This is a genomic window from Streptomyces sp. NBC_00440 (assembly GCF_036014215.1).
Classification (GTDB): Bacteria; Actinomycetota; Actinomycetes; order Streptomycetales; family Streptomycetaceae; genus Streptomyces.
The window spans coordinates 7,677,727-7,703,177 of sequence record NZ_CP107921.1 but is presented as its reverse complement, the minus strand read 5'-3'; the positions used below and the strand labels follow the sequence as shown (position 1 = coordinate 7,703,177).

The 25,451-nt window shown below is 71.2% G+C and carries 22 protein-coding genes; 1 reads left to right on the top strand and 21 read right to left on the bottom strand.

From position 1 onward, the window contains the following. Positions 1–30 precede the first annotated feature (30 nt). The 9 genes from OHB13_RS34260 to OHB13_RS34220 all read right to left on the bottom strand — a co-directional run bounded on the left by OHB13_RS34260 (position 31) and on the right by OHB13_RS34220 (position 9,542). A complete protein-coding gene (locus OHB13_RS34260; protein WP_266862020.1) occupies positions 31–813 on the bottom strand; it encodes a 2-keto-4-pentenoate hydratase in 783 nt (260 codons plus the stop codon). 63 nt (positions 814–876) lie between these two features. Next, complete coding sequence (locus OHB13_RS34255) at positions 877–2,061, bottom strand: lipid-transfer protein (RefSeq protein WP_266862021.1); 1,185 nt, start codon at positions 2,059–2,061, stop codon at positions 877–879. Beyond that, a complete protein-coding gene (locus OHB13_RS34250; RefSeq protein ID WP_328379726.1) occupies positions 2,058–2,492 on the bottom strand; it encodes a MaoC family dehydratase in 435 nt (144 codons plus the stop codon). Before OHB13_RS34250 ends, OHB13_RS34255 begins: the two co-directional genes overlap by 4 nt. Further along, positions 2,489–3,598, bottom strand: coding sequence for an acyl-CoA dehydrogenase family protein (locus tag OHB13_RS34245; RefSeq protein WP_328379725.1), 1,110 nt, complete (start codon positions 3,596–3,598; stop codon positions 2,489–2,491). Before OHB13_RS34245 ends, OHB13_RS34250 begins: the two co-directional genes overlap by 4 nt. Next, complete coding sequence (locus OHB13_RS34240; RefSeq protein WP_328379724.1) at positions 3,598–4,557, bottom strand: bifunctional MaoC family dehydratase N-terminal/OB-fold nucleic acid binding domain-containing protein; 960 nt, start codon at positions 4,555–4,557, stop codon at positions 3,598–3,600. Before OHB13_RS34240 ends, OHB13_RS34245 begins: the two co-directional genes overlap by 1 nt. Then, on the bottom strand, positions 4,554–5,720 hold the full coding sequence (locus OHB13_RS34235) for an acyl-CoA dehydrogenase family protein (RefSeq protein WP_328379723.1): 1,167 nt from the start codon (positions 5,718–5,720) through the stop codon (positions 4,554–4,556). Before OHB13_RS34235 ends, OHB13_RS34240 begins: the two co-directional genes overlap by 4 nt. Before the next feature lie 40 nt (positions 5,721–5,760). Continuing rightward, entirely contained in the window at positions 5,761–7,416 is a 1,656-nt protein-coding gene (locus tag OHB13_RS34230; protein WP_328379722.1) for an AMP-binding protein, read from the bottom strand. An 11-nt stretch (positions 7,417–7,427) separates the two neighbouring features. After that, positions 7,428–8,663 carry an NADH:flavin oxidoreductase gene (locus OHB13_RS34225; protein ID WP_328379721.1) on the bottom strand — a complete coding sequence of 412 codons (1,236 nt, stop codon included), beginning with the start codon at positions 8,661–8,663 and terminating at the stop codon, positions 7,428–7,430. 117 nt (positions 8,664–8,780) lie between these two features. Next, entirely contained in the window at positions 8,781–9,542 is a 762-nt protein-coding gene (locus OHB13_RS34220) for an SDR family NAD(P)-dependent oxidoreductase (RefSeq protein WP_328379720.1), read from the bottom strand. 263 nt (positions 9,543–9,805) lie between these two features. Here OHB13_RS34220 and OHB13_RS34215 point away from each other — a divergent pair, with 263 nt between their 5' ends. After that, complete coding sequence (locus OHB13_RS34215) at positions 9,806–11,464, top strand: class I adenylate-forming enzyme family protein (RefSeq protein ID WP_328379719.1); 1,659 nt, start codon at positions 9,806–9,808, stop codon at positions 11,462–11,464. Positions 11,465–11,603: 139 nt separating this feature from the next. Here OHB13_RS34215 and OHB13_RS34210 read toward each other — a convergent pair whose 3' ends face one another. From OHB13_RS34210 to OHB13_RS34155, 12 genes are all read right to left on the bottom strand, one after another. Beyond that, entirely contained in the window at positions 11,604–12,263 is a 660-nt protein-coding gene (locus OHB13_RS34210) for a PaaI family thioesterase (protein WP_266862030.1), read from the bottom strand. Continuing rightward, entirely contained in the window at positions 12,260–13,132 is an 873-nt protein-coding gene (locus tag OHB13_RS34205) for a MaoC/PaaZ C-terminal domain-containing protein (protein ID WP_328379718.1), read from the bottom strand. The genes OHB13_RS34210 and OHB13_RS34205 overlap by 4 nt, the downstream gene beginning before the upstream one ends. Further along, positions 13,129–15,351 (bottom strand): acyl-CoA dehydrogenase, encoded by a 2,223-nt coding sequence (locus OHB13_RS34200; RefSeq protein ID WP_328379717.1) that lies wholly within the window; start codon positions 15,349–15,351, stop codon positions 13,129–13,131. The genes OHB13_RS34205 and OHB13_RS34200 overlap by 4 nt, the downstream gene beginning before the upstream one ends. A 6-nt stretch (positions 15,352–15,357) precedes the next feature. Beyond that, complete coding sequence (locus OHB13_RS34195; protein WP_328379716.1) at positions 15,358–16,524, bottom strand: steroid 3-ketoacyl-CoA thiolase; 1,167 nt, start codon at positions 16,522–16,524, stop codon at positions 15,358–15,360. Between the two features lie 189 nt (positions 16,525–16,713). Then, the gene (locus tag OHB13_RS34190) at positions 16,714–17,490 is read right to left on the bottom strand and encodes an SDR family oxidoreductase (RefSeq protein ID WP_266862034.1); all 777 of its coding nucleotides are present in this window, start codon (positions 17,488–17,490) and stop codon (positions 16,714–16,716) included. Further along, positions 17,487–18,431 carry a VOC family protein gene (locus OHB13_RS34185; RefSeq protein ID WP_328379715.1) on the bottom strand — a complete coding sequence of 315 codons (945 nt, stop codon included), beginning with the start codon at positions 18,429–18,431 and terminating at the stop codon, positions 17,487–17,489. The genes OHB13_RS34190 and OHB13_RS34185 overlap by 4 nt, the downstream gene beginning before the upstream one ends. A gap of 42 nt (positions 18,432–18,473) precedes the next feature. Then, complete coding sequence (locus OHB13_RS34180) at positions 18,474–19,658, bottom strand: acyl-CoA dehydrogenase family protein (protein WP_328379714.1); 1,185 nt, start codon at positions 19,656–19,658, stop codon at positions 18,474–18,476. Between the two features lie 8 nt (positions 19,659–19,666). Continuing rightward, positions 19,667–20,731 (bottom strand): 4-hydroxy-2-oxovalerate aldolase, encoded by a 1,065-nt coding sequence (gene dmpG / locus OHB13_RS34175; protein ID WP_328379713.1) that lies wholly within the window; start codon positions 20,729–20,731, stop codon positions 19,667–19,669. Between the two features lie 21 nt (positions 20,732–20,752). Beyond that, positions 20,753–21,661 carry an acetaldehyde dehydrogenase (acetylating) gene (locus OHB13_RS34170; RefSeq protein ID WP_266862038.1) on the bottom strand — a complete coding sequence of 303 codons (909 nt, stop codon included), beginning with the start codon at positions 21,659–21,661 and terminating at the stop codon, positions 20,753–20,755. Positions 21,662–21,771: 110 nt separating this feature from the next. Next, positions 21,772–22,779 (bottom strand): ferredoxin--NADP reductase, encoded by a 1,008-nt coding sequence (locus OHB13_RS34165; protein WP_328379712.1) that lies wholly within the window; start codon positions 22,777–22,779, stop codon positions 21,772–21,774. A gap of 53 nt (positions 22,780–22,832) precedes the next feature. Next, the gene (locus OHB13_RS34160; RefSeq protein WP_328379711.1) at positions 22,833–24,494 is read right to left on the bottom strand and encodes an FAD-binding protein; all 1,662 of its coding nucleotides are present in this window, start codon (positions 24,492–24,494) and stop codon (positions 22,833–22,835) included. Continuing rightward, entirely contained in the window at positions 24,491–25,387 is an 897-nt protein-coding gene (locus OHB13_RS34155) for an alpha/beta fold hydrolase (RefSeq protein ID WP_328379710.1), read from the bottom strand. Before OHB13_RS34155 ends, OHB13_RS34160 begins: the two co-directional genes overlap by 4 nt. Between the last annotated feature and the right edge of the window lie 64 nt (positions 25,388–25,451).

Here is a 25,451-nt window from a genome sequence, read left to right as displayed (position 1 = left end):
GAGTGGTCAGGGCCCGCAGGCCCGCCGCGCTCACGCGAAGCGGACCGACACCGGGCCGAGCCCGGCGAACTCCGCGCGGAAGTCGTCCCCCGGCCGCACGTCGACGGCCGCCGTGCACGAGCCGGGCAGCACCACATGCCCGGCCTCAAGACGGACCCCGAAGGCCGCCACCTTCCGGGCCAGCCACGCGACGGCGACGGTCGGATCGCCCAGCACCGCGCTGGTGTTGCCGCGCGCGATCTCCGTACCGCCCCGGTACAGCACGGCGCCGATACCCGCCGTATCCAGATCGCGGGGGCTGACCCGGGCCGCGCCCAGGACCAGGCCGGCCGAGGAGGCGTTGTCGGCGATGGTGTCCTCCAGCGCGATCCGCCAGTCGGTGATCCGGCTGTCGATGAGCTCGATGGAGGGGACGATGTACTCCGTCGCGGCGATGACATCCTTCTCCGTACAGTTCTCGCCGCTCAGGGCCTCGCCGAGCACGTACCCGATCTCGACCTCGATGCGTGGGCAGCAGTAGCGGGCGGTGTCCACCGGGGTCTGCTCGGACAGGACCATGTCCGAGAGCAGATGGCCGTAGTCGGGCTCGTCCACGCCCATCATCCGCTGCATGACCTCGGAGGACAGCCCGACCTTGTGGCCGCGGACGGAGGCGCCACCCGCAACTCGTCTGCGGATGTTGCGCAGTTGGATCTCGTAGGCGTCCACCACGTCCATCCCCGGGAACGTCTCGGTCAGCGGGGCCACGGGGGTGCGGTCGTGCTCCGCGTTCCACAGCAGGTCTGCGGCGGCACGCCGTGACGCGTCAATCATCGGGGATCTCCTTGTGCGGTCGGGGCCCGTCGGTCGTCAGGACCGGGCCGGCGGGGGACGTGGTCATCGGCCGGTTCCCAGGATCAGACCGCTGGTCGGCACGCCGGTGCCGGCGGTGACCAGCACCTGGCCGACGCCGTCGGGCTGGTTCACCGAGGTGCCGCGGACCAGCCGGACGCCCTCGGCGATGCCGTTCATGCCGTGCAGATAGGCCTCGCCGAGCTGCCCGCCGTGGGTGTTCAGCGGCAGCCGGCCACCGAGATCGAGGTGCCCGTCCGCGATGAAGTCCTTCGCCTCGCCCGTACCGCAGAACCCCAGCTCCTCCAGCTGCGGCAGAACCAGCGGGGTGAAGTGGTCGTACAGGACCGCGGCGTCGATGTCGCCGGGACCCAAGCCGCTCTGCCCGTACAGCTGCCGCCCGACCAGGCCCATCTCCGGAATGCCACTGATGCTCGGGCGGTAGTAGCTGGTCATCATGTGCTGGTCGTCCCCCAGTCCCTGCGCCGCCCCGCGGATCACGGCGGGGGGATGCGGCAGGTCACGGGCCCGTTCGGCGGACACGACCACCAGGGCCTGACCGCCGTCGGTCTCCTGGCAGCAGTCCAGCAGGCGCAGCGGTTCGGCTATCCAGGGCGAACTCTGGTGGTCGGCCAGGGTGATGGGGCGCCCGTGGAACCAGGCGGCGGGGTTGTTCGCGGCGTGCCTGCGGTCCACCACCGCGACCCTGCCGAAGTCCTCGCTGCCCGCGCCGTACTCGTGCATGTAGCGGCGGGCGAACATGGCCACCCACTGGGCGGGCGTGTTCAGCCCGAACGGGGTCATCCAGGCGTACGCGGCACGGTCGGCGCTGGTGTCCATCGGCCGGTCGGCCTGCCCCAGGCCGTACCGTTCGCCGGAGCGTTCGTTGAAGGCCCGGTAGCAGACGACGACTTCGGCGGCGCCGGTGGCGACAGCCATCGCCGCCTGCTGCACGGTGCCGCAGCCGGCCCCTCCGCCGTAGCCGATGCGCGAGAAGAACGTCACCTCGCCCATCCCCGTGTTGCGGGCCACGTGGATCTCGGAGTTGGTCTCCGCGGTGAAGGTGACCAGGCCGTCGACGTCGGCGGGGACCAGGCCCGCGTCGGCGACGGCGGCGAGGACGGCCTCGCAGGCCAGCTGGAGTTCACTGCGGCCGGAGTTCTTGGAGAACTCGGTGGCGCCGATACCGACGACGGCGGCGCTGCCCGGCAGCACGCTCGCGGCCCTCACGAAGCCGCCCCCTTCGGCAGGGACACCACGACGGTGCCGGTCACGTGCGCGCCCAGGCTGTTGGTGCCGCGCACCGCGACCTCGACGCGCCGGTCCTCGTCGGCCTTGGCGACCACGGTGCCGGTGAGCACCATGGTGTCGCCCGGGTGGTTGGGGGCGCCGAGGCGGATCCGGATCGCCCTGACGACCGCGGCCGGACCGGCCCAGCCGGTGAGGTACCGGTCGACCAGGCCGTTGCTGGTGAGGATGTTCATGAAGATGTCCTTCGAACCGCGCGCCCTGGCCAGTTCGGGGTCGTGGTGCACGTCCTGGTAGTCGCGGCTCGCGAGGGCCGTGGCGACGACAAGCGTCCGGGTCACGGGGATCTCAAGACGCGGGAGTACGTCACCGACCGTCACCTCGTCGTACGTCCGGGTCTTCGGCACCGTCATGAGGCCACCGTCCCGCGCGCCAGGACCTCGCCGAGCCTGGACAGGTCGGCGCTCGCCCCGCCCAGGGTGGTGGCGATCTGCCTGCCCCACAGGAAGTGGCGGTGCACCGAGTAGTCGGTGTCGACGCCGATGCCGCCGTGCACGTGCTGCACACGGTGGACGACGTCCAGTCCGCCCTCGTCGGCCCACCACTTGGCGACCAGCGCCGCCCGCTCGGTGCCCTCCCCGTCCTCCAGCGCGGTCACGGCCTGCCACAGCGTCACCCGCATCGCTTCGATGTCGATGAGGCAGTCGGCGAGCTGATGCCGTACGGCCTGGAAGGTGGCCAGGGGCCGGCCGAACTGTTCGCGCGCGCCGAGGTGTTCGGCCGCGTGGCGCAGCGCTCCTTGCGCCACGCCGAGTTGCAGGGCGGCCAGCGCCGCGCCCGCCCGCTCGGTGATCCACTCCACCGCCCCGGAGCCGGGTGCGCCGACCGCTTCCGCCGGAGCGCCGTCCAGAGTGAGGTGGGCGCTGAGGTCATGGCTGGTGGTCTCGGCGGACGTCCAGCTCACCCCGGGGGCGTCGGAGCGTACGAGGAAGAGGCCCGTGCCTGTGCCGGTGGCCGCGGTGACCAGCACCCGGCCGGCGCCGGCGGGGGCGGGTACGACGGCCTTGGTGCCGCTGATCCGCCATGCGGGTCCGTCGGGCGTGGCCCCGGTCCGCGGCTCGCGGGGGCCGGCGGGGCCGAACTCCTCCAGCGCCAGGGTGAACCGGTCCGTGCCGTCGGCCGCGGACGGCAGCAGCGCCGCACGCTGCGGTGCGGAGCCGTGCGCGGCGAGAGCCAGCGCGGCCAGGACGGCGGGCCAGACCGGGACGGGTGCCACGCTCCGGCCCTGCTGCTCAAGGATCACGCACAGCGCGGCCAGGCCGAGACCGGCGCCGCCGGTCTCCTCCGGGAGCGGTGCGGCGAGCAGTCCCGTCCCGGCCAGGTCGTTCCAGAGCTTGTCGTCGACGCGCGTCGCGGATGTCTCGACCTCCCGGAGCCGCTCCGGCGTGGCGTGGTCGGTGAAGATCTCATGGGCCAGATCCCGTAGCGCTTCGAGCTCTTCTCCCAGCGAGAAGTCCATCAGGAGGCCTCCGTTGCGGCGGGCCGGAACACCGGCAGGGACAGATCGGGGTCGGCGTCGAGCCAGTCGAGAACGACCGGCATGTCGATGTCGACGTCCTCGGGCGCGACGCCGGTCAGATTGGTGACGAGCCGGGTGCCTTCGGCGAGTTCGACGACGGCGACGACGAGCGGGTACGAGAACGCCGGGTGCCTCGGACGGTGGTTGACCGTGAAGGTGTACACCCGTCCCCGGCCCGACGCCGCAACGGTGTCCCATGCGAACGAGCCGCACCGCGGGCAGCACGGGCCCGGCGGGTGACGCAGCGTCCCGCAGGAGGCGCAGCGCTGGATCAGCAGCCGGTGGTCCTTCGCCGCCTCGAACCAGAAGGCGTTGTCCCGGTTGACGGCGGGCCGGGGGCGCAGTGCCGGGGGACGGCCGGCTGCCTCCGGTGCGGCCGGCCGGAACCGCAGGGTGCGCCAGCGCTGAACGGCGACGACCCGGCCGTCCTGGTCACGGTAGGTCTTCAGCGTGGTGACGAAGCGCCCGGCGCCCAGACCGGTCCGCTTCTCGGCGGAGACCGACTCCACGGCCTCCTGTACGGCGATGTGGTCACCGGGCACCAGTTCGCGCGTGAACTCCAGCTCCGAGTCGGTCGCCACCACGGAGGTGTAGCCGCCCTCGTCGAGCAGGTCGACCAGCTCGTCGAACCCGGAGCGGGCGGAGGGCGGGGCGACCGATGCGGCGTAGCCCCGCATCGTCCATGCCTGCATCATCGAGGCCGGGGCGACGACGCCTGCCCGCCCGGTGGCTCGGGCCGCCGACTCGTCGGTGTACACCGGGCTGGTGTCGCCCATCGCCTCGGTCCAGTGCCGGATCATCGGCTGGTTCACCGGGTCCTGACCGGGCGTGAGGGCGTGCAGGTCGCGTCCGGTGAAGGACTGCAGCCGCCTCTCGTACTCCTCACTCGCCGTATTCACCGGCCACGTCCCTTGCGGGGAAGGCCAAGACCCTGGGTGGCCACCATGTCGCGCAGCACTTCGTTGACGCCGCCGCCGAAGGTGTTCACGATGCCCTGGCGTGACAACTGCTCGACCTGCCCGGCCAGCGCCGCTCCTGGCGACTCGGGGCGGATCCGTCCGGCCGCGCCCAGGATCTGGGTCAGCGAGCGCTGGACGTCGATGTGGGTCTCGGTGCCGTACACCTTGGCGGCGCCGGCGTCCGCTCCGGTCAGCCTGGAGTGTGCGACGGCGTCGGTCATCTTCCAGTTCATCAGGCGCATGGCTTCGATACGGGCGTAGGTGCGGGCGAACTCATGGCGTACCCAGGGCAGTTCGACGGCGCCGTTGTCCTTGGCCCATTCCAGGACCCGCTCCCAGAGCTGGACGGTGCGGCCGCCGAGGGCCGCCAGGCCGATCCGCTCGTGGTTGAGCTGTGCTGTCATCAGCCGCCAGCCGCCGTTCACCTCACCCACCACAGCACTGCCAGGCACCCGGATCCCGCTGTAGTAGGTGGCGGTGACGACCATGCCCCCCACGGTCCGGATCGGGCTCCAGGAGAACCCGTCGGCGTCGGTCGGCACGGTGAGGATGGAGATTCCACGGTGTTTGGGGGCGTCGGGATCGGTGCGGGCGGCGAGCCAGATGTAGTCGGCGGTGTTCGCTCCGCTGGTGAAGATCTTGCTGCCGTCCACGACGAAGTGGCTGCCGTCCCGTACCGCCCGGGTGGTGAGCGATGCCAGGTCGGTGCCGGCGCCCGGTTCGGTGTAGCCGATGGCGAAGACCGTGTCGCCGGTGAGGATGCCCGGCAGGAACCGCTTCTTCTGGTCCTCGGTCCCGTACTCCATGAGCGTGGGTCCGACCGTGTTCACGGTGACGAACGGGAAGGGCAGTCCGGCCCGTTGGACCTCGTCGAAGAACACGTACTGCTCCTCGGCCGTCCGGCCCTGGCCGCCGTACTCCTCGGGCCAGCCGATGCCGAGCCACCCGTCGGCGCCGAGCCGTCCCACGATCTCCCGGAAGCGCGGTCCGCCCACTCCTTCCTCGCCGGCCCGGCGCCGTTCGTCCTCGGGCAGCAGGCCCGCGAAGTACGCTCTCAGTTCCTTGCGCAGTTCACGCTGCGCGGCGCTCTCGCGCAGTTGCATGTGGTTCTCCAGTCTCCTTGCGGCCTCGCCGGCGGTGTGGTCAGGGCAGGAAGCGTCCGCGTCCGTTGGTGAGGAACTCGTCGCGCAGTACTGCCTTGTCCTCGTCGGTCATGAGGACGTAGTCGGGCCGTCCGCGTCCCGTCCAGCGGTAGACCGGGTCGTCGGAGCGCCATCCGTCGGCCTGCATCTCCTTCTTGCGCAGCTTGTTGGAGCCGGTGGCCGGCAGGGCGTGCGAGACCCGGATGTAGCGGGGTGTGCTCTTGGTGCCCAGGTCTTCCTGGCCGGCGAGGAACTCCGGCAGGCTCAGCTTCTCGAAACGCGTGCCTTCGGGGATCTCGATGGCGGCCATGACCTGGTCGCCGCTGCGGGGGTCGGGGACGCCGAAGACTCCGGCGGCCACGACACCGGGGTGTCGCCGCAGGATGCGTTCGGTCAGCAGCGCGGAGGTGTTCTCGCCGTCGACCCGGATCCAGTCGCCGGAGCGGCCCGCGAAGTAGAAGTACCCGGCCGTGTCGACGTAACCGAGGTCGCCGGTCCAGTACCAGCCGTGATGGACACGTTCGGCGTTCGCCGCGTCGTTGTTGTAGTAGCCCTCGAACCGGGCGGCGCCCTCGGTGTCGACGATCTCACCGATGGCTGCTTCGGGGTTCTGTACTCTGCCGTGTCCGTCGAGGACGGCGGGCGGACAGGGCAGTCGGGTTTCCGGGTCGACGATCCGCACACTGTCGCGGGCGGGCACGCCGAGTGCGCCCACCGGCCCGTCCGGTGCCTGCCGGAGCATCCCGGCGCCCTCGCTTGAGCCGTAGCCCTCGACGAGCCGGCACCCGAAGCGGCGCAGGAAGGCGGTCCTGTCCTCGGGCGAGGCCTCGGTGCCGAAGGCATGGGTCAGCGGGTTGTCGGTGTCGGTGCTGTTCTCCGGCTGTGCCAGGACATAGGCGACTGCCTTGCCCACGTAGGTGAAGAACGTGGCGCCGAAGAACCGGACGTCGGGCAGGAAGCCGGAGGCCGAGAACTTCGGGGTCAGCGCGACGGTGGCGCCGGCCGCCAGGGCCGGTGCCCACAAGGCCATCAGCGCATTGCCGTGGAACAGCGGCATCGGGCAGTAGCACACGTCGTCACGGCCCACTTCGTACTTGGCCGCGTTGGCCCGGCCCAGTGCGGCGAGGCGGCCCTGCGAACAGATCGCCGCCTTGGACGCGCCCGTCGTGCCGGAGGTGAACAGCAGCAGGATCCGGGTGTCCGGAGCGACGGCCGGGTCGCGGGCGGGTTCGGCCGCGTGCGCGGCCAGTCGTCGGGTGTAGGCCGGCTCGTCCACGAGCAGATACCGCTCGGGCGGCACACCGGTGTCCAGCCCGTCGAGCAGCGCGCCGCCTGCCCGGTCGGTGACGATCAGTTGGCAGTCGGCATGGCGGACCTCCTGCTCCAAGTAGGTGCCGCGCCGGGTGGAGTTGATGCCGACGACGGTCGCCCCGCTCAGGGCTGCGCCGCCCAGCCAGAAGACGTAATCCGGCACGTTGTCGAGAAGCACCCCGATGTGGAACGGGCCGTCGGTCCACAGGGAACGGGCCAGCGCCGCGCGTGCGGTGCTCTCCCTGACGACCTCGTCCCAGGTCCATTCCCGCTCCCGGGTGAGCAGGCCCGGGCGGTTGTCGCCCGCCCGGGCGAGGAGGAGGTCGGCGATGGTGTCGTGTGGCAATGTCGTCCCTTTCACCCGGTGATCGGGGTATCCCCGCCGGCGCTCCGGCCGCCGGGTGCTTCGACGAGTACGCAGCGGACACCGCCGTGGAAGGTGACCATGCACTTGTTGCAGTGGATGCAGAGGGAGGGGGTGTCGGCCTCCGTCCGGATCCGGTTGATCAGATCGGGTTCGCGCAGCAGGGCGCGCCCCATGGCGACGAACTGGAATCCCTCACGCATCGCGAGGTCCATGGTCGGCCTGCTGGTGATCCCGCCCAGCAGGATGAGCGGCAGGTCTACGGCGGCGCGGACCTGCCGGGCCTGGTCGAGGAGGTAGGCGTCCTCGTACGGGTAGCTGTGCAGCACCCGGCTGCCGACGAGTTTGATGCCGGTCTTGACCGGTTGGGGCATGATCTGGGCGAACTCCCGCAGCGGGGCATCGCCCCGGAACAGGTACATCGGGTTGAGCAGGGAGCTTCCGACCGTCAGTTCCAGGGCGTCGAGCGAGCCGTCGCTCTCCAGTTGGCGGGCGACGGGGATGGCCTCGTCGAGCCAGAAGCCTCCCGGGACTCCGTCGTCCATGTTCAGTTTGGCGATGACCGCGATCCGCTTGCCGACCGCGGCGCGTACGGCGCGGGCTATCTCGCGGGGGAAGCGGGCGCGGTTGTCCAGGCTGCCGCCGTAGGCGTCCTTGCGGTGGTTGATGCGCGGGCTGAGGAAGGAGCTGGCGAGGTAGTTGTGGCCGAGGTGGATCTCGACCGCGTCGAAGCCGGCCTCGACGGCCATGGTGGCGGCGTCGGCGTGGTTGCGGACGATGCGCCGCAGGTCGGCGTGGGTCGCCTCGCGCGCGAAGCTGAGGGTGGTGCGGTGGAAGTGGCGGCTGGGCGAGAGCGCGGGCAGGCCGTTGGCCTTCGGGCTGGCCACCGGTCCGCCGTGACCGATCTGGGCGGAGACGGCCGCTCCTTCGGCGTGGACGGCGTCGGTCAGCTTGCGCAGTCCTGGCAGGGCCTCGGGCCGCCAGAGGATCTGGTGCGCACCGGTCCTGCCCTCCGGGGCCACCGCGCAGTAGGCGACGGTGGTCATACCGACCCCGCCTGCCGCGTGCCGTACGTGAAAGTCGATCAGGTCCTGGGTGACCAGGCCGTGCCGGCTCAGGCCCTCGTATGTCGCCGCTTTGACCGTGCGGTTGCGCAACGAGATGGGTCCGAGTGTCGCGGGGGCCAGTACGTCCGGTGTTCCGGGCGGCTGGTGCTGTATCTGGGTCAAGGGGGAACCTCCATCCGCACACCCGTCGTGGTGGCGGTCGCGACGTTATTCAGCGCAGGGCCGTCGGGCGGGCGCGGTCCCGCTGACCGGGAGAGCCGCCGGCGCCCGGTGCCCCGGTCAGTCGAAGTTGGCCTGGCCGCCGTCCAGGGGCACCGTCGCTCCGGTGAGGTAGCGGGCGTCCGGCCCGCACAGCATGACCACGGCACGGCCGATGTCCGCCTCGCAGTCGCCGACGCGGCCCAGCGGTATGGAGGCGCAGAAGTCCGCTGCCTCCTGGGGGTTGGTGTCCGCCCAGCGCACGTAGCCGGGCGAGGCAGCGTGGGGCGCGATCGCGTTGACCCGGATACCGTCCGGCCCCCACTCGTTGGCGGCAGTGCGGGTCAGGGAGCGGACGGCCGTCTTGGCCGCCGCGTAGGCGCCGTAGGTGCGCAGGTCCCAGCGGACCATGGCCCCCGTGACCAGGTTGATGACGACGCCGTCGCCATGGCGCTTCAGATGGGGGTGGCAGGCCTTCATGAACGCGAACGTCGCGAAGGGGCCGCTGCGGAATCCCTGCTGGAAGTCGGCGTCGGTCATCGACAGCAGCGGACCGTAGGCGCCGTCGTAGGCGTTGTTGACGAGGATGTCGATGCGTCCGAAGCTCCCGGCGATCCGCTCCACGAGCTCCGGGACCAGTTCGGTGGCCGACACGTCGCAGCTGAACGGTTCGGCCCGCGCTCCGCGGGCTCGCAGCAGTTCGCAGGTCGCCTCCAGTTTCGCCGGGGTCCGGCCGATGACGGCGATCGCCGCTCCCTCGGCGGCCAGGGCGAGGGCGATGCCCTGGCCCACCCCCTGGCCCCCGCCGGTGACGATCGCGGTCTTTCCCTCCAGATGTCCCACCGGTCTCCCTCTCTCGTGGACGGTTCTCATGGACGGTTCTCGTGGACGGTTCTCGTGGACGGTCCAGGGCCTTGGTCAGGCCGCCGGCCCCGGCTATGTTCGAGGCAGTACGGACGTGAGGGGGAGCCGTGTCCCACTGAGTGGCAGGGCGCCGGCGGGGCGCGTCCACACGGGTCCCGGTGACCGGGAAAAGCCCAACGCGGCCGCGGTCCGGCGGAGAACGATGAACGCGCACATCATCCACTCCGGTGAGAGGAAGGCGCATGAGCGCGACGGCGGCGGACCAGGGCCAGGACCACAAGGAATCGGTACCGGAGGTCATGCGGCGGCTGACCGGCCCCGGCGGTGCCTTCGAGCTGGTCCACGAGGACGTGCTGGGCTCGCGCATGCAGGTGTTCGCGCACCGCGGCACGTCGCTCGCCGACGTCGTGGCCGCCTCGGTGCGGCACGGTGACCGCGACTACCTGGTGACCGAGCACGAGCGGATCTCATTCGCCTGCCACGCGCGGAGGGTCGCTTCGCTGGCCCGGGTGCTGCGGGACGACTACGGGGTCGGCAAGGGCGACCGGGTGGCGATACTGGGGGCGAACACCCCGGGGTGGGTGGTGGCGTTCTGGGCGACGGTGTCGCTCGGCGCCGTCGCCGTCGGCTACAACGCGTGGTGGTCGGCGCCCGAGATCACGTACGCGATCGGCCACACCCGCCCCAGGGTTGTGCTGGCCGACGCCAAGCGGGCCGCCCTGGCCGCCGGTTCACCCGTACCACTGCTGACGTTCGAGGAGCACGTCGAGGAGTTCGTGCGGCGGTATCCCGATGCGCCCCTGCCTGCGCCGGAGATCGACGAGGACGATCCCGCCGTCATCGTCTACACCAGCGGCACGTCGGGCCGGCCCAAAGGCGCGGTGCACTCGCACCGGAACCTGCTGGCCGTGATCGACTATCACCGGCTCAACAACGCCCTGGCCACAGAACTCGGCAGTCCGGACGGCCCGGAGGACCGCCGGCACCTGCTCGCGCTGCCCCTCTTCCACATCGCGGCGCTGCACAATCTCGCGGTCCCCCGGCTCGTGGACGGGGGCGCCGTGGTGATGCACCAGGGCCGGTTCGACGTGGACCGTGTACTGCGCCTCATCGAACGCGAGCGGGTCACCAACTGGGGCGCCGTACCGACCATGGCGCACCGACTGGTCGAGCACGGCGGACTCGACCGCTACGACCTGTCGTCCCTCACGGCCTTCTCCCTCGCGTCGGCGCCGTCCACCCCGGCCTTCCACGCACGGCTGCGTGAGGTCCTGCCGGCGGCCGGCCGTGCGCTGGCCAACAGCTACGGACTGACGGAGTCCTGCACCGGCGCGGCCGTGGCCACCGCGGCCGACCTCGCTCAGTCTCCGGAGAGTCTGGGCCGTCCGGTCGTGACCGTGGAACTTGAGGTACGTGATGCCGAGGGCCGGCCGCTCCCCGGGGGTCAGGAGGGCGAGATCTGTCTGCGCAGCCCGTTCGTGATGCTCGGCTACTGGGAGGATCCGGAGGCGACCGCCCAGGCCGTCCGGGACGGCCGCTGGCTGCACACCGGTGACATCGGAGTGCTGGAGGACGGCCTCCTGCGGCTCACCAGCCGGCGCTCAGATCTGATCCTGCGCGGCGGCGAGAACGTCTATCCGGCGGAGATCGAGAACGTGCTCGCCGAGTGCCCGGGGGTGCGGGAGTGCCTGGTGCTCGGGGTGCCGCACCCCGATCTGGGGCAGGAAGTGGCGGCGGTGGTCGTCGCCGGTGAGGAGGCGTCGCTCACCGATGCCGCCCTGGCGGAGTTCGTGCGGCAGCGGCTTGCGTACTACAAGGTGCCGTCACGGTGGCGGATCACCACGCAGGCCCTGCCGCGGAACGCCACGGGGAAGGTCGTACGGCGCGAGGTGCGGGTCTGACACAGCGCGGCGGACACGGCGCGGCCCCGGCCGGAGGTTCTCTCCGGCCGGGGCCGCGCTGTGTCCGCCTGGTGCAGTGTGCGTGTCGCCCGGTTCGTGCGTCGGCCCCGGCGGGGTGTCGGCTCGGGCGGCCGGGGCGTCAGCTCGGCCGGGGCAGGTGTTTGGCGATGAACAGTCCCTGCGCTGTCACGCAGTCCCGGCCGCCGGCCGAGATGGTCCCGGTGGTACGGATCTTCATCCCGTCCACGGAGAGCTGACGGCCGGTGACGGTGAGCGGCTCGAACAACGGGGTGGGGCGGTGGTAGCGCAGGGTGAGTTCGGCGGTCATACCCGACAGTCCCGCCCAGTGGTTGGCGACGCCGAGTGTGTGGTCCAGCAGCAGCGCCGCCACTCCCCCGTGTGCGCATCGGGGCGGTCCCTGGTAGGCGAGCCCGAGGGTGACCACGCCGTGGACCGAGCCGTCGTCCCGGCCGGTCAGGGTGAGCGGCGGCGCCAGGGCGTTCTCGGGTCCGGTCACCGGGTCGTGCCGGGTGATGCCGGTGCCGCGCCACATGGTGACCATGCGTTCCTCGCGGGCGGGGGCCCGCTCCTGGAGGTGGTCCGCGAGGGCGTGGAGCTGCTTGGCCACACCGGTCAGGTCGGCGTCCGTATGGTCACCGGCCAGGAGCAGGGCGTCGATCACCCTGCGTGCGGCGGCCGCGGCCGCGTCGACTCCGTCCTCGTGGGCCGCCGCGACCAGTTCGTCCGGCCGGACGGCGGCCTCAGGGGACACGGGCGGTGCGTCGTGGTCGTCGGTCATGGAGTGATCCTCGCCGTTGCGTGGGTGAGCACCGGTGCACCGTCGCGTTCCGGGCAGGTGGCGTGCAGCCGGAGGCGGTCTCCGTCCCGCCAGACGGCGGTGCGGACGGTCTCCCCGGGGAAGAGCGGGCCCGCGAACCGTACGGACAGTGCCTTCAGCCGGGTCGCGTCGCCGTCGAGCAGTTCGCCGACGAGCGCCTTGCACACCAGGCCGTACGAGGCGAGGCCGTGCAGGACCGGCCGGTGGAACCCGGCGGCCCGCGCGAACTCGGGGTCGGCGTGCAGGGGGTTGAGGTCTCCGTTGAGCCGGTAGAGCAGCGCCTGCTGGGGACCGGTGGGGGTGTCGCAGACGGTGTCGGAGCGGCGGTCGGGGGTGCTCTCGTGGGTCTGCGGCCCCGGGTCTCCGCCGAAGCCTCCCGCTCCGCGCGCCCATATCTGCATCCTGCTGGTCCACAGCGGCTCGCCGTCCGGCCCGGAAGCGGTGGACTCCCGGACGATCACCGCCGCTTTCCCTTTGTCCCACACCTCGACCACACGGGAGGCGAGGGTGGCCGTGCCCGCCGCCGGCAGGGGACGGTGGATCTCCAGTTCCTGTCCGGCGTGCAGGATTTGGCGCAGGTCGATGTCGATTCCCGGCAGGTCCAGGGACGGCTCGGGCGGAGTGCCGGAGGAGATCCCGCCGCCGGCGACCATGGCGAAGGTGGGCAGTACCGTCAGCCGGCGTTCGAAGGTGAGATGGAGTTCCGGGTCGTGGTGCGCGTCGGAGCCTGCTCCGAGGCTGAGGTGGTAGAGGAGTACGTCCCGTGCCGTCCAGCCGATCTGCTGCACGGACGGGGCTGCGCTCAGCGCCTTGTCACGGTCGACCGTCATGATCGGGCCTTCTGTTCCGGTTTCTTCGGGGCGGGCTCGGGGTCGCGCGGCAGGCCGAGCAGACGTTCTCCGATGATGTTGAGCTGGACCTCTGTCGTACCGCCCGCGATCGACATACAGCGGGAGTTGAGGAACCACCAGGTGGGGTCCTGGCGGGGTCCCTCACCGGTGAGGGCGGCGCTGCCCAGCCAGTCCATGGCGATCTCCCAGACCTGTTGCAGGTGTTCGACGCCGATCAGCTTGGCGATGCTGGCTTCCGCGCCCGGCTGCTGTCCGGTCACCGAACGCAGGGTGGTGCGCAGGCCCAGCAGCCCGCCGGACTGCGCGTCGCAGAGGATGCCGCCGAGGGTGGTGAGGCGTTCGTCGTCCATGTCCTGTGGCCCGCTCGCCGTGATGTCGAGCAGGGCTTCGCCGCCCGAGCCGAGCGAGGAGTCGTGGGAGAGGGCGACGCGTTCGCTGGCCAGGGTGGTGCGGGTCAGCCGCCATCCGTCGCCGGGTGCGCCGACGAGCATGGCGTCGGGGACGAACACGTCGTCGAGGAATACCTCGTTGAACTCCGCTTCGCCGGTGATCTGGCGCAGCGGGCGGATGTCGATGCCGGGGGCTGTCATGTCGAGCAGGAAGTACGACAGTCCCTTGTGCTTGGGTGCGTCGGGTTCGGTGCGGGCCAGCAGGATGCCCCAGTGGGCGTCGTGGGCCATGGAGGTCCACACTTTCTGCCCGGTGATCCGCCAGCCGCCGTCGGTCCTTTCGGCGCGGGTGCTCAGTGCGGCCAGGTCGGACCCGGCGCCGGGCTCGCTGAACAGCTGGCACCAGGTGATCTCGCCGCGCAGGCTCGGCCCGAGGAACCTCTCCTGCTGTGCGGCGCTGCCGTGTGCCACGAGGGTCGGTACCACCCAGGCCCCGATGACCATGTCGACGGGCTTCAGGTCCGCGGCGCGCAGCTCCTCGGCGATGACGAGCTGGGTGACCGCGTCGGCGCCCCTGCCCCAGGGAACGGGCAGGTGCGGGGCCGTGTAGCCGCGGTCCGCGAGATAGGTGAGCCGTTCTGACTCCTCCAGGGCGGTGGCGCTGCGGAGTTCGGTGCGGATCTCCTCGCGTACGGCCGCGGCGCCGGGCGGCAACTGGACGGCGAGCCGGCGGCGTGCGCCGTCCAGGGTGAGCCGGGAGACCCGGCGGCGCCACCGCGCGGTCGGTCCGAGCGCGATGCGCAGAGTCTGGGCCCGGCGCAGATACAGGTGGGCTTCGTGCTCCCAGGTGAATCCGATGCCGCCGAGTACCTGGATGCAGTCCTTGGCGGTGGCGAAGCCCGCCTCCACCGCGGTGGCCCCGGCGACGGCGGCGGCCAGCGAGGCCTCCCGGGGGTCGTCGACGGCCCCGGGTTCGTTCGCGCGGGCGGCGTCCCAGGCGCAGGCGCGGGCCTGTTCGGCCTGGGCGAGCATCCGTGCGCAGCGGTGCTTGACGCCCTGGAACTGGCCGATGGGGCGGCCGAACTGCTCACGGACGCGGGCATGTTCGGCGGCTGTGGCGACCGCGCGGTCCGCCATGCCCGAGGCCTCGGCGGCGAAGAGGACCGCGGCCAGGTCGACCGGCAGCTGCGCGTCGATGCGCAGTACGTCCGCCGCGGGGATCGCCGTACCGCGGGCGCGCACCCGGGAGGAACGGCGCGTCAGGTCGTGGCTGCGGAGGTCGGTGGTCTCCACCGCGGCGCGGAGCACGACGGCCCAGACGGTGTCCGCACCGTCCCGGACCGGGAGGACGAAGACATCGGCGAGGTGTCCGCCGATGACGAGACCGGACTCGCCGGAGAGCGTGCGGCCACCGTCGCCGGAAGGGGTCAGGGTGAGGGTGCCCGGGTCCAGTCCCACCGCGCCGATGGTGGTCCCGTCGGCGAGTCCCGGCAGATGCGCCTCGTGCGCCGCCCGGTCCAGGACCGTCGCCGCGAGGGTGGTCGGCAGGAAGGGGCCGGGAGCTGCGGCGCGTCCGAACTCCTCGGTGGCTACGGCGAGTTCGAGGAGCCCGTAGCCTGCGCCGCCGGATTTCTCGGGCAGGTTCAGGCCCAGCAGGCCCTGGCCGGCGAGCGCCTGCCAGTAGGGCGGAAGTGTCTCGTCCGCGGCGTCCACGGCCTTCCGGACCGCGTCCTGGGTGATGTGCCGGCCGGTGAAGGCGCGTACGGAGTCCCGCAGGGCGCGGTGCTCCTCGGTCAGCCCGATGGTCATGGTGGGTCAGATCCGTTCGATGATCGTCGCTGTCGCGTGCGCGCCGCCGGCGCACATGGTGATCAGCGCGGTGGATTTGCCGTCGCGTTCCAGCTCGTACAGCGCCTGGGTGATCAGGCGGGCGCCCGTGGAGCCCACAGCGTGGCCGAGGGCGATCGCGCCGCCGTTGACGTTCACCTTGTCCATGTCGGCGTTGTGGACCTGGGCCCAGGACAGTACGACCGAGGCGAACGCCTCGTTGATCTCGACGAGGTCGATGTCGTCGAGCGTCATTCCGGCCTTGCGCAGCACGCGGGCGGTCGCTTCCACGGGGCCGTCCAGGTGGTAGTAGGGATCGGCGCCGACCATGGCGGATGCGACGATCCGGGCCCGCGGGCGGGCGCCCAGGCGGGTGGCGCTCTCCTGGTTCATCAGCAGGACGGCGGCGGCGCCGTCGCTGATCTGCGAGGAGTTCCCGGCGGTGTGGATGCCGTCGGCGAGCACCGGCTTGAGTGCGGCGAGCGCTTCGGCAGTGGTCTCCCGCAGCCCCTGGTCGCGGGAGACGGTGGTCCGTTCGACGACCGTGCCGTCCGGTCCGGCCGCCGGTGCCTCGATGTCGATGCCGATGATCTGCCGGCCGAATCGGCCGTCGGCCCAGGCGCGGGCCGCCTTGCGCTGGGATGCCAGCCCGAGTGCGTCGGCGTCGGCGCGGGTGATCCCGCGCTTGCGCGCGATCCGCTCGGCGGCCGTGAACTGGTCCGGCATGTCCAGTGACCAGCTGTCAGGTACGGGCGAGCCGGTCCCCGGTGTCTGTGCCTGCCCGAGGAACACCCGGCTCATCGACTCCACACCGCAGCCGATGCCCACGTCGATCGCGCCCGATGCGATCAGTCCGTGGATCAGGTGCACGGCCTGCTGCGACGAGCCGCACGCGCAGTCGATCGAGGTGCACGCGGTGGAGTGCGGCAGACCGCTGTGCAGCCAGGCGGTGCGGGTGATGTTGTTGGACTGTTCGCCGGCCTGGGTGACGCAGCCCCCGACGACCTGGTCGACGGCGTCCGGGGCGACCTCCGCACGTTCCAGCAGGCCCTTCTGCGTCCGGCCGAGCAACTCGGCCGGGTGCAGCCCTGAGAGGACGCCGCGGCGACGGCCGACCGGTGTGCGGACGGCTTCGACTATGACGGTCTCGGCCATGGTTCTCCATTGGTGTGAGGCGGCCTTGAGGGCCGGGGTGGTTGCTGTGCCATCAGAAATAGAATTCATTCTGGCAATTGGCAACGGCAGTCCCACTGAGTGGGGCCGCCGTCCGGGCCCGCGCCACGGCTCCCGCCGCCCCGGCCGGAGTCGCTCGCGTCTCGTCGGCCGCTCGGATCTGTCGGCCGCTCAGATCTTGTCCGGGCCGCGGAGCACCGCCTCGGCACCCCCGTCGACGTACAGCACCTGGCCGGTCACATGGGTGTTCTCCACGCTGGTCAGCCACCGCAGCGCCCGCGCGATCACCTCGGGTCCCGCGTGGCCGCCCAGCGGCATCGGCACCGCCCGGTCGACGATCCTGCGCTGCTCTTCCGTCACCGCGTGGGCGGCATGCATGGGGGTCAGCACCACACCGGGGCCGACGGCGTTCAGTGGGATTCCGGCGGCGGCCCACTCGTCGGTGACGCTGGTACGGCGCAGCCAGCGGGCGAGGGCTGCCTTCGACGCGGGGTACAGCGTGCCGCCCTCGCCCGCGGCCGCGACGGCTGCGGCCGCCCTGAGCGCCGCCGTCTCGTCCCCGGCGAGGCAGGCATCGACGACATCGGGCGCCCCGGATCTGGTCCCGACGATGGAACCGACGAACGCCGCACGGGGCGCATCGGCCCGTGCCAGTGCGGGCCTGAGCCCCTGGAGCAGTTCGGTGACACCGAAGAAGTTGACCGCGACCGCGGCCGGGACCCGGGCCGAGATGCCGGCACAGGCGATCACAGCGTCCAGGGTCCCTCCGGTACGTTCGAGAACGGCGCGCACGGCGTCCTGCCGCCCCTGACGAGTACCGAGATCCGCGCAGACCTCCGCGTCCTTCAGGTCGATTCCGACGACGTCGTCCCCCTGCGCCCGCAGCAGTCGGACCAGGGCCTTGCCGATGCCCGATGCGGCACCGCTGACGGCTGTACGGCGTGTCATGGACGGGCTTCCCCCCTGTTGCCGGCCGGCGTCGAGAACGCCGCGAGCGGTTCCGAGCCCGACCAGTCGTGGCCCCAGTAGCTGTCGGCTGTGATCTCCTCGGCGGTGTAGTCACGCTCGTCGACGAGCATCCCGTCGGTGCCGTACTCGACGTCCCAGCCGCCGGGAGCGCGGACGTAGAAGGAGATCATCTTGTCGTTGGTGTGGCGGCCCAGGGTGGAGGAGAGCGGGAAGCCGAGCCGTCCGACGTTGTCGAGGGCGCGTCCCACCGAGTCCAGGGTGTCCACCTCGACCATGAGGTGGACCAGACCGGGTGCCTCGCCGTGCGGCGCAGGGCAGAGGGCCAGGCTGTGGTGGCGCTCGTTGACTCCCAGAAAACGCACGCGCCGCGGCGGAGCCTCCGGGGCCTGGCTGCTCATCCGCACCGCACCACGCGGCAGGAAGCCGAGCACCTCGGTGTAGAAGGACACGCTCTCGTCCATGCGCGTGGTGGGCAGAACGACGTGTCCCATGCCCTGGCCGCCGGTGACGAAGCGCTGCCCGAGCCCGGTGAGTACGGGGCTGTGGTCCAGGACGGGACCGAAGAAGACCTCTACGGGGACTCCGGCGGGGTCGTCGAAGGCGATGGCCTGTTCCACTCCGCGTTCGTCCGCCTCCTCCTGAGTCAGCGTCCTGACCGCCGCGCCGGAGGCCTCGACGGTGCGGGCGACCTCGGCCAGCGCGAACTGGTCGCGCACCTCCCAGCCGACGGCCTCGGCCCGGTCGCTCTCACCGGGCAGGACGGCCAGCCGCGCCCGGCGCTCGTCCATCCGGAGATAGAGGCCCTCCGGGTCGGGGCCCGATCCCTCGGCGAAACCGAGGGCGTCCACGGTGAGTTCGCGCCAGCGGGTGACGTCCCGGCTCCGTACCCGGAGATAGCCCAGCCCTCGAATCTGCGTCATCTTCTCCCTCTCGTCCGTCACGTCCATCACGTCCGTCTCGTTTCAGATCATCGAGCGCATCGGCCCCTGCGGGGGCTCGACGCCGATCTGCGCCAGCGCCGCGACATGGAAAACCGCCCCGGTCACATGGATGGCATGGGCGAGCCCGGTGTGGGCGTCGCGCCAGAACCGCTGGATCGGGTTGTCCATCCGCATGGCGTTGCCGCCGGAACGCGCCACGATCTCGTCGACCGCGCGCACGGCCCGCCAGGCGGCGCGGGTCTGCGTGCGCCGGCCCACGGCCCGCCGGTCGAAGGTGATGCGCTCGCCCGCCTCGACCATGTCGTGGAGCCGGCTGATGTTGTCCAGCAGTGCCGCGCGCGAGGCGGCGATCTCCGCGGCGGCCTCGCTCACGGCATACAGCACATACGGGTCGTCCCTGACGGCGGTGCCGGTGATCTGGACACGGTCGCGCTGATAGGCCAGGTGGTGGGCGAGCGCGCCCTCGCAGATACCGATGACGGAGGCGGTGATGCCGAGCGGGAAGGCGGCTGAGAACGGCAGGTGGTACATCGGATTGGTCAGCCCGGTCTCCTTGGCGAGACTGCCGTCGACGACCTTCGCGTAGTCGACGACCCGGTGGGCGGGGACGAAGGCGTCCCGTACGACGATGTCCTTGCTGCCCGTCCCGCGCAGGCCGACCACGTCCCAGGAGTCGTCGACGATCTCGTAGTCCGCGCGCGGCAGGATCACATGCATCGACTGCGGCGGGGTCAGCCGCTCGCCACTGTGGTCGGCGAGGAAGGCACCGAGGAAGATCCAGTCGCAGTGGTCGGTGCCGGAGGAGAACTGCCAGCGGCCGTTGAAGACATAGCCGCCGTCGACGGGCCGCAGCAGCCCCATCGGTGCGTAGGGGGAAGCGATCCATGTGTCGGGGTCCTCACCCCAGATCTCGTCCTGGACCCGCGGGTCGGCCATGGCCATCTCCCAGGGGTGGACCCCGACGACGCCGGCGACCCAGCCGGTCGACCCGTCGCACGCGGCGATCTTCATGACCGTTTCGGCGAACTCCCGTGGGTGCAGCTCCAGTCCGCCGTGTGTCTTCGGCTGGAGCATACGGATGGCACCGGTGTCCCGCAGCACCTTGGCCGCCTGGTCGTCCAGCCGGCCGAGCGACTCGTTCACAGGGGACAGCGTGCTGATCTCCTCCGCGCGTTCGACGATGGCGTCGAGTACCGGGTTGGGCATGGCGGTTCTCACTTCCCTGCGGGTGTGGGCGTGGTCGGTTCCTTCAGCGCGCCGGCCAGCCCGGCGAGGCCGACAGCGATCTCGATGAGCTGGTCCTCCTGCCCGCCGACGAGTTTGCGGCGCCCGGCCTCCAGGAGGATGTCGGTGCCGGATACGCCGTACTTGGCGGCCTGCCGGCCGGCATGGCTGAGGAAACTGGAGTAGACACCGGCGTAGCCCATGGTCAGCGACATGCGGTCGAGCGGGCGGTCGCCGCCCATGACGGGCAGGACCACGTCCTGTGCCGCGTCGATGATCTTCGGGGTGTCGATACCGGTGCGGATGCCGAGCTTGTCGGTGACGGCGACGAACGCCTCGACCGGGGTGTTGCCGGCGCCGGCTCCGAAGCGCCGTGTGGAGCCGTCGATCTGCGTGGCCCCGGCGCGCACGGCGCAGAGGGAGTTGGCGACGCCGAGTCCCAGATTCTCGTGGCCGTGGAAACCGACTTGGGCGTCGGCGCCGAGTTCCCCGGCGAGCGCGGCGACCCGGTCGCCGGCCTGTTCGAGCACCAGGGCTCCGGCGGAGTCCACGACATAGACGCACTGGCAGCCGGCGTCGGCCATGATCCGCGCCTGCCGTGCCAGGGCCTCCGGCGGCCTGCTGTGCGCCATCATCAGGAAGCCGACGGTCTCCAGGCCCAGCCCCCTGGCCAGACCGAAGTGCTGGACGGCGATGTCGGCCTCGGTGCAGTGGGTGGCGATGCGGCAGACGGCGGCGCCGTTGTCGGCGGCCTCCCGGATGTCGTCCTGCACGCCGAGCCCCGGAAGCATCAGGAAGGCGATCTTCGCCTGTCGGGCGGTCTTCACCGCTTCCTTGATGAGTTCCTGCTCCGGGGTGCGGCTGAAGCCGTAGTTGAACGAGGATCCGCCGAGGCCGTCGCCGTGCGCCACTTCGATGACCGGGACGCCGGCGCCGTCGAGAGCGGCGACGACGGACCGTACCTCCTCGGTGGTGAACTGGTGCTGCTTGGCGTGCGAACCGTCCCTCAGGGAGGAGTCGGTGACGCGGATGTCGAGATCGGCACTGAAAGGCATGGCTGGTGGGCTCCTTGAGGGTCAGGACGCGGTGCGCCGGGCGATGATCCGCTGGGCGAAGCCCTCACCGACCTTGGTGGCGGCGGCGGTCATGATGTCGAGGTTCCCGGAGTACGGCGGCAGGAAGTCGCCCGCGCCCTCCACTTCGAGGAAGACCGCGACACGGGCGAGGCCGCCGCTGACGGGGTCCGGGTCGTCGAACTGCGGTTCGGCGCGCAGGCGGTAGCCGGGTACGTACGACGCGACCTGCCGGACCGTCTCGTGGACGGACGCGGTGATCGCCGCGCGGTCGGCCGTTGCGGGGATGGCGCAGAAGACCGTGTCCCGCATCAGCATGGGCGGCTCGGCGGGGTTGAGGATGATGATGGCCTTGCCCCGGGCCGCGCCACCGATGGTCTCGATGCCCCGGCTGGTGGTGAGGGTGAACTCGTCGATGTTGGCGCGGGTTCCCGGGCCTGCGGACGGCGAGGCGACACTGGCCACGATCTCCGCGTAGGCCACATCGGTGACCCTGGAGACGGCGTGCACCATGGGGATGGTGGCCTGACCCCCGCAGGTGATCAGGCTGACGTTGGGGGCGTCCAGATGCTCCCCCAGGTTGACGGCGGGCACGACGGCGGGGCCGAGCGCGGCCGGTGTCAGATCGATGGCCTGGATGCCGAGTTCGGCGTAGGCCGGGGCGTTCGCCTTGTGCACGGAGGCCGAGGTCGCCTCGAAGACGAGGTCGGGCCGGGCGCCATCGGCCAGCAGCCGGGCCACTCCCCCGGCGCTCACCGCCAGACCTTCCTCAGCCGCACGCTTGAGGCCCGTGCTCTCCGGATCGATCCCGATCATCCATCCCGGCTCGATCGCCTCGGACCGGAGCAGCTTGTACATCAGATCGGTTCCGATGTTTCCGGAGCCGACGATCGCGGCGGTCGCCTTGGTCACAGTTCGAACCTCATCCGAATCGAGGGGACAACTCCCCCAACGTGTCAACGTGTTGGCCGGCCCGCCGGTGGGCTCCCGCTGAGCGGGAGGAGCGGCGACAGCCGGTCGTGTCATCCGCCGTAGGTGATCTTGAGCCGTTCGCTGAGCGGGAGCGCCTGGCAGGCCAGGACGTAGCCGTCGGCGAGGTCGCACTCGCCGAGCACCTGGTTGTTCTCCATCGCCGCCTCGCCCTCGACGAGCAGGCAGGTGCACGCGCTGCAGTTGCCCTCGCGGCAGGAGTACGGAGCATCCACGCCCGCGTCCAGGAGCGCGTCGAGCAGTCTGGTGTTCCGGGGCCAGGCGACGGTCCTGGTGGTTCCGTCGAGTTCCACATCAACTTGGCTCACCGGGCCGGCGAGGGCGGCCGGGTCCGGGCTCGCGAACGGGTCGGCCGCCAGGGAGGCGAACCGTTCCATGTGCACCTGCCCGGAGGGCACACCGAGTCCGCCGAGAGTCAGGGCCGCGAGGTCCATGAAGGGGCCGGGGCCGCAGACGAACACCTCGCGGCCGGTGCACATCCGGGTGAGCGCGCGCAGCCCGGACTCGGTGGGCAGCCCCTGCACCGACTCCAGCCAGTGGACGACCGTCAACCGGTCTCCGAACTCCGCTGCGAGCGAGGCGAGTTCGTCCCGGAAGATCACGGAGCGCTCGTCACGGTTGGCGTAGACCAGGGTGAGGGAGCCGGTCCCCGCGTACAGACAGGACTTGAGGATGGACATCACCGGTGTGATGCCGCTGCCCGCTGCGAGCAGGAGGAAGTCGTGCTCCAGCGAGTCGGGGGTGAACGTGCCGGCCGGCCGCAGGACTTCGAGGGTGTCCCCCGCCACGACGTTGTCGCAGATCCAGTTCGAACCGTATCCGTCCACGGTGCGTTTGACCGTGATCCTCAGCTTCTCGTCGTGGTGCGGGGAACTGCACAGCGAGTAGCAGCGGGCCGCTCCCCGGACACGTTCGGACGGCACCCGGACCGTCAGGAACTGGCCCGGCCGGTAGGTGAACCTCTCCGTCGGTACGCCGGCCGGTTCGAGCACCAGCGAGTGCGCGTCGGGAGTCTCACGGACGACCTCGACGACACGCACTGTGAGAGGTGTGGGTCGCCCCATGGTTCCTCAGCCTTTCCTTCCGGGGGTGGTCAGGTGCGGCCGGCGGCGTGCCGGGCGGCGACGTAGCCGAAGACGATCGACGGGCCGATGGTGGCCCCGGGGCCCGCGTACTCGTTGGCCATGACGGACGCGGAGGTGTTGCCGGTCGCGTAGAGCCCTCTGACGCAGGTCCCGTCCTCCCGCAGGACCCGGCTGTGCTCGTCGCAGACCAGCCCGCCCTTGGTGCCGAGGTCGCCCGCCTCGATACGCACGGCGTAGAAGGGCGGTTCGCGGATCTCGTCGAGGTTGGGGTTGGGCAGTGTCGGGTCGCCGTAGTAGCGGTCGTAGGCGCTGTCGCCGCGCCCGAAGTCGGTGTCCTTTCCGGTGCGGGCGAAGCCGTTGAACCGTTCGACGGTCGCGGTCAGTTCCTCCGGGGGGACACCGATGCCCCGGGCGAGACCGTCGAGGGTGCGGGAGCGGTGTGCGAGACCGCTCGCGTAGAACTCCTCGGGGAACGGCATTCCGGGCAGCACCTGAGCGAACGGATAGCGGGAGCGGGCCTTGGCGTCCATGACGAACCAGGCCGGGACGTGCCCGCCGTCGAGCTGGTCGTGGACGAAGTTCGTGTACGGCGATGACTCGTTGGTGAAGCGCCTGCCGTTCGAGGCGACGATCAGGGACGGGGGGATGCACCGCTCGGAGACGAGGGGGATCGTGGCGCCCGACGGGTGGCGCACCGAGGGCATCCACCACGCGTCGTCCATGAAGTCCACCGCGGCGCCGAGTTCAAGTCCGGCGAGGATCCCGTCGCCGGCGTTCTCCTGTGCTCCGGCGCTGAAGTCGGCCTGGCCGCCGTCCGGCAGGTACTTCTCACGCATCTGCTGGTTGTGGTCGAAGCCTCCGGTGGCGAGCAGCACTCCGCGGCGGGCGCCGATGCGGACGGCTGTGCCTTCGCGTTCGACGACGATGCCGGTGACCCGGCCGTCATCGGCGGTGACGAGCGACGTCATCGGGGTGCGCAGCCACAGGGGGATGCCCGCGTCCTTCAGGACCATGCGCATCCGGGCCACGAGGGCGCGTCCACCGGTCGACATGTGCCGTCGGCGTATCAGATTGGAGGAGACCCGCCAGGCCGCGACGAGGGATGCCCGGCGTCCGCGCCAGGTGCGCTTGACCATGGCCAGGTCGTGGTAGTCCTTGCCGGTGACCCAGAGGCCCAGCGGGCCTTTGAGGCTGTTGGGCCGCTGGTACTTCTCGTCCTCGCCGAGCTTGCGGGTGTCGAACGGGAGCGCCTCGACCGACCGGCCGAGCGGGCGCCCGCCCTCGTACTCCGGGTGGTAGTCGGCGTAGCCCTTGGTCCAGGAGAGGCGCATCCACTTGCTCCCGCAGAGCAGTTCCATGGCGGCCGGGCCGTGGTCGACGTACGCGTCGAGCCGGGCGGCCGGGACGCGGCCCTCGGTCAGCAGGTCGAGGTAGCGGCGGACCGAGGCCCGGCTGTCGTCGTGCCCTTCGGCCCGCAGGGTGGGGTTGTTGGGGATCCAGATACCGCCGCCGGAGATGCCGGTGGTGCCGCCGTACATGGCCGCCTTCTCCACCACGACGGTGGACAGTCCGCTGTCCGCGGCGGTCAGCGCGGCGGTCATGCCGCCACCGCCGCTGCCGACGACGACGAAGTCGAACTCGTGGTCCCAGGCCGCGCCGCCGCCGCTCACACCGACTCCTCACGGGTCAGGAAGGCCAGCACAGCGCTCTCCCAGGCTGCCTTCTGCTCGATCATCACCCAGTGGCCGCAGTCGGGGAACACATGCAGCTCGGCGCCGGGAATGGTGCGCATCGGCACGATGGACATGTCGACCGGGCTCACCCGGTCGTCGCGGCCCCAGGTGATCAGGGTCTTCGGTTTCAGCCGGTGCAGCATCGCCCAGTACGGCGGTTCGCCGGAGGCCGCAGCGGCGGCCGCACTGGCGGCGAAGGCGGCGCTGCCGTACATGTGCCGTGCGTTGGCCAGCGCCTGTGGGTCGGTGCCCAGCTGCCAGCGTTCCTCGATGAGTTGCTCCGTGACCAGGCTCTGGTCGTACACCATGGAGCGCAGCCAGCGGACCAGGCCCTCGCGGGTGGGGTTGTCGGTGAACTCCGTGAGGAGCCGGATGCCCTCACCCGGGCCGGGGCTGTAGAGGTTGCGGCCGATGCCGCCGATCGTCACGAGCCGGCGTACGCGGTCGGGGTGGCGCAGGGCGTACTGGGTGCCGACGATGCCGCCCATGGAGTTGCCGATCAGGTCGACCTGCTGGAGGCCGAGGGCGTCGAGGAAGCGTCCGAGGGCGTCCGGGGCGGTGGCCATGGGGTGCCCCTCGACGGGGTCGCTGACGCCGAACCCCGGCAGTTCCAGGACCAGGCAGCGGAATCGTTCGGCGAACGTGGCGAGGTTGCCGCGGTAGTTGCGCCAGCCGGTGACGCCGGGGCCGGAACCGTGCAGCATCACCAGCGGCGGACCGTCACCGGCTTCGTGATAGCGCAGCACGCCCTGGTCGGTGGTGAGTTCGCGCGCGGTGGACTCGTGGTTCAGCTCCGTCATCGTCCCTGCCTTCGCCGTGCCTGTGGTCAACATCCGGAACGTAGCCAGCGGTGAGGGAGCGGTGCCGCGGTCGTCCCGATCAGCGGGACACACC

Bases quoted from the DNA above. Each gene is read 5' to 3' on its own strand.
- OHB13_RS34260 (WP_266862020.1), bottom strand. From the start codon at position 813: ATGATTGACGCGTCACGGCGTGCCGCCGCAGACCTGCTGTGGAACGCG.
- OHB13_RS34250 (WP_328379726.1), bottom strand. From the start codon at position 2,492: ATGACGGTGCCGAAGACCCGGACGTACGACGAGGTGACGGTCGGTGAC.
- OHB13_RS34245 (WP_328379725.1), bottom strand. From the start codon at position 3,598: ATGGACTTCTCGCTGGGAGAAGAGCTCGAAGCGCTACGGGATCTGGCC.
- OHB13_RS34235 (WP_328379723.1), bottom strand. From the start codon at position 5,720: ATGCAACTGCGCGAGAGCGCCGCGCAGCGTGAACTGCGCAAGGAACTG.
- OHB13_RS34215 (WP_328379719.1), top strand. From the start codon at position 9,806: ATGAGCGCGACGGCGGCGGACCAGGGCCAGGACCACAAGGAATCGGTA.
- OHB13_RS34210 (WP_266862030.1), bottom strand. From the start codon at position 12,263: ATGACCGACGACCACGACGCACCGCCCGTGTCCCCTGAGGCCGCCGTC.
- OHB13_RS34205 (WP_328379718.1), bottom strand. From the start codon at position 13,132: ATGACGGTCGACCGTGACAAGGCGCTGAGCGCAGCCCCGTCCGTGCAG.
- OHB13_RS34200 (WP_328379717.1), bottom strand. From the start codon at position 15,351: ATGACCATCGGGCTGACCGAGGAGCACCGCGCCCTGCGGGACTCCGTA.
- OHB13_RS34195 (WP_328379716.1), bottom strand. From the start codon at position 16,524: ATGGCCGAGACCGTCATAGTCGAAGCCGTCCGCACACCGGTCGGCCGT.
- OHB13_RS34190 (WP_266862034.1), bottom strand. From the start codon at position 17,490: ATGACACGCCGTACAGCCGTCAGCGGTGCCGCATCGGGCATCGGCAAG.
- OHB13_RS34185 (WP_328379715.1), bottom strand. From the start codon at position 18,431: ATGACGCAGATTCGAGGGCTGGGCTATCTCCGGGTACGGAGCCGGGAC.
- OHB13_RS34180 (WP_328379714.1), bottom strand. From the start codon at position 19,658: ATGCCCAACCCGGTACTCGACGCCATCGTCGAACGCGCGGAGGAGATC.
- dmpG (WP_328379713.1), bottom strand. From the start codon at position 20,731: ATGCCTTTCAGTGCCGATCTCGACATCCGCGTCACCGACTCCTCCCTG.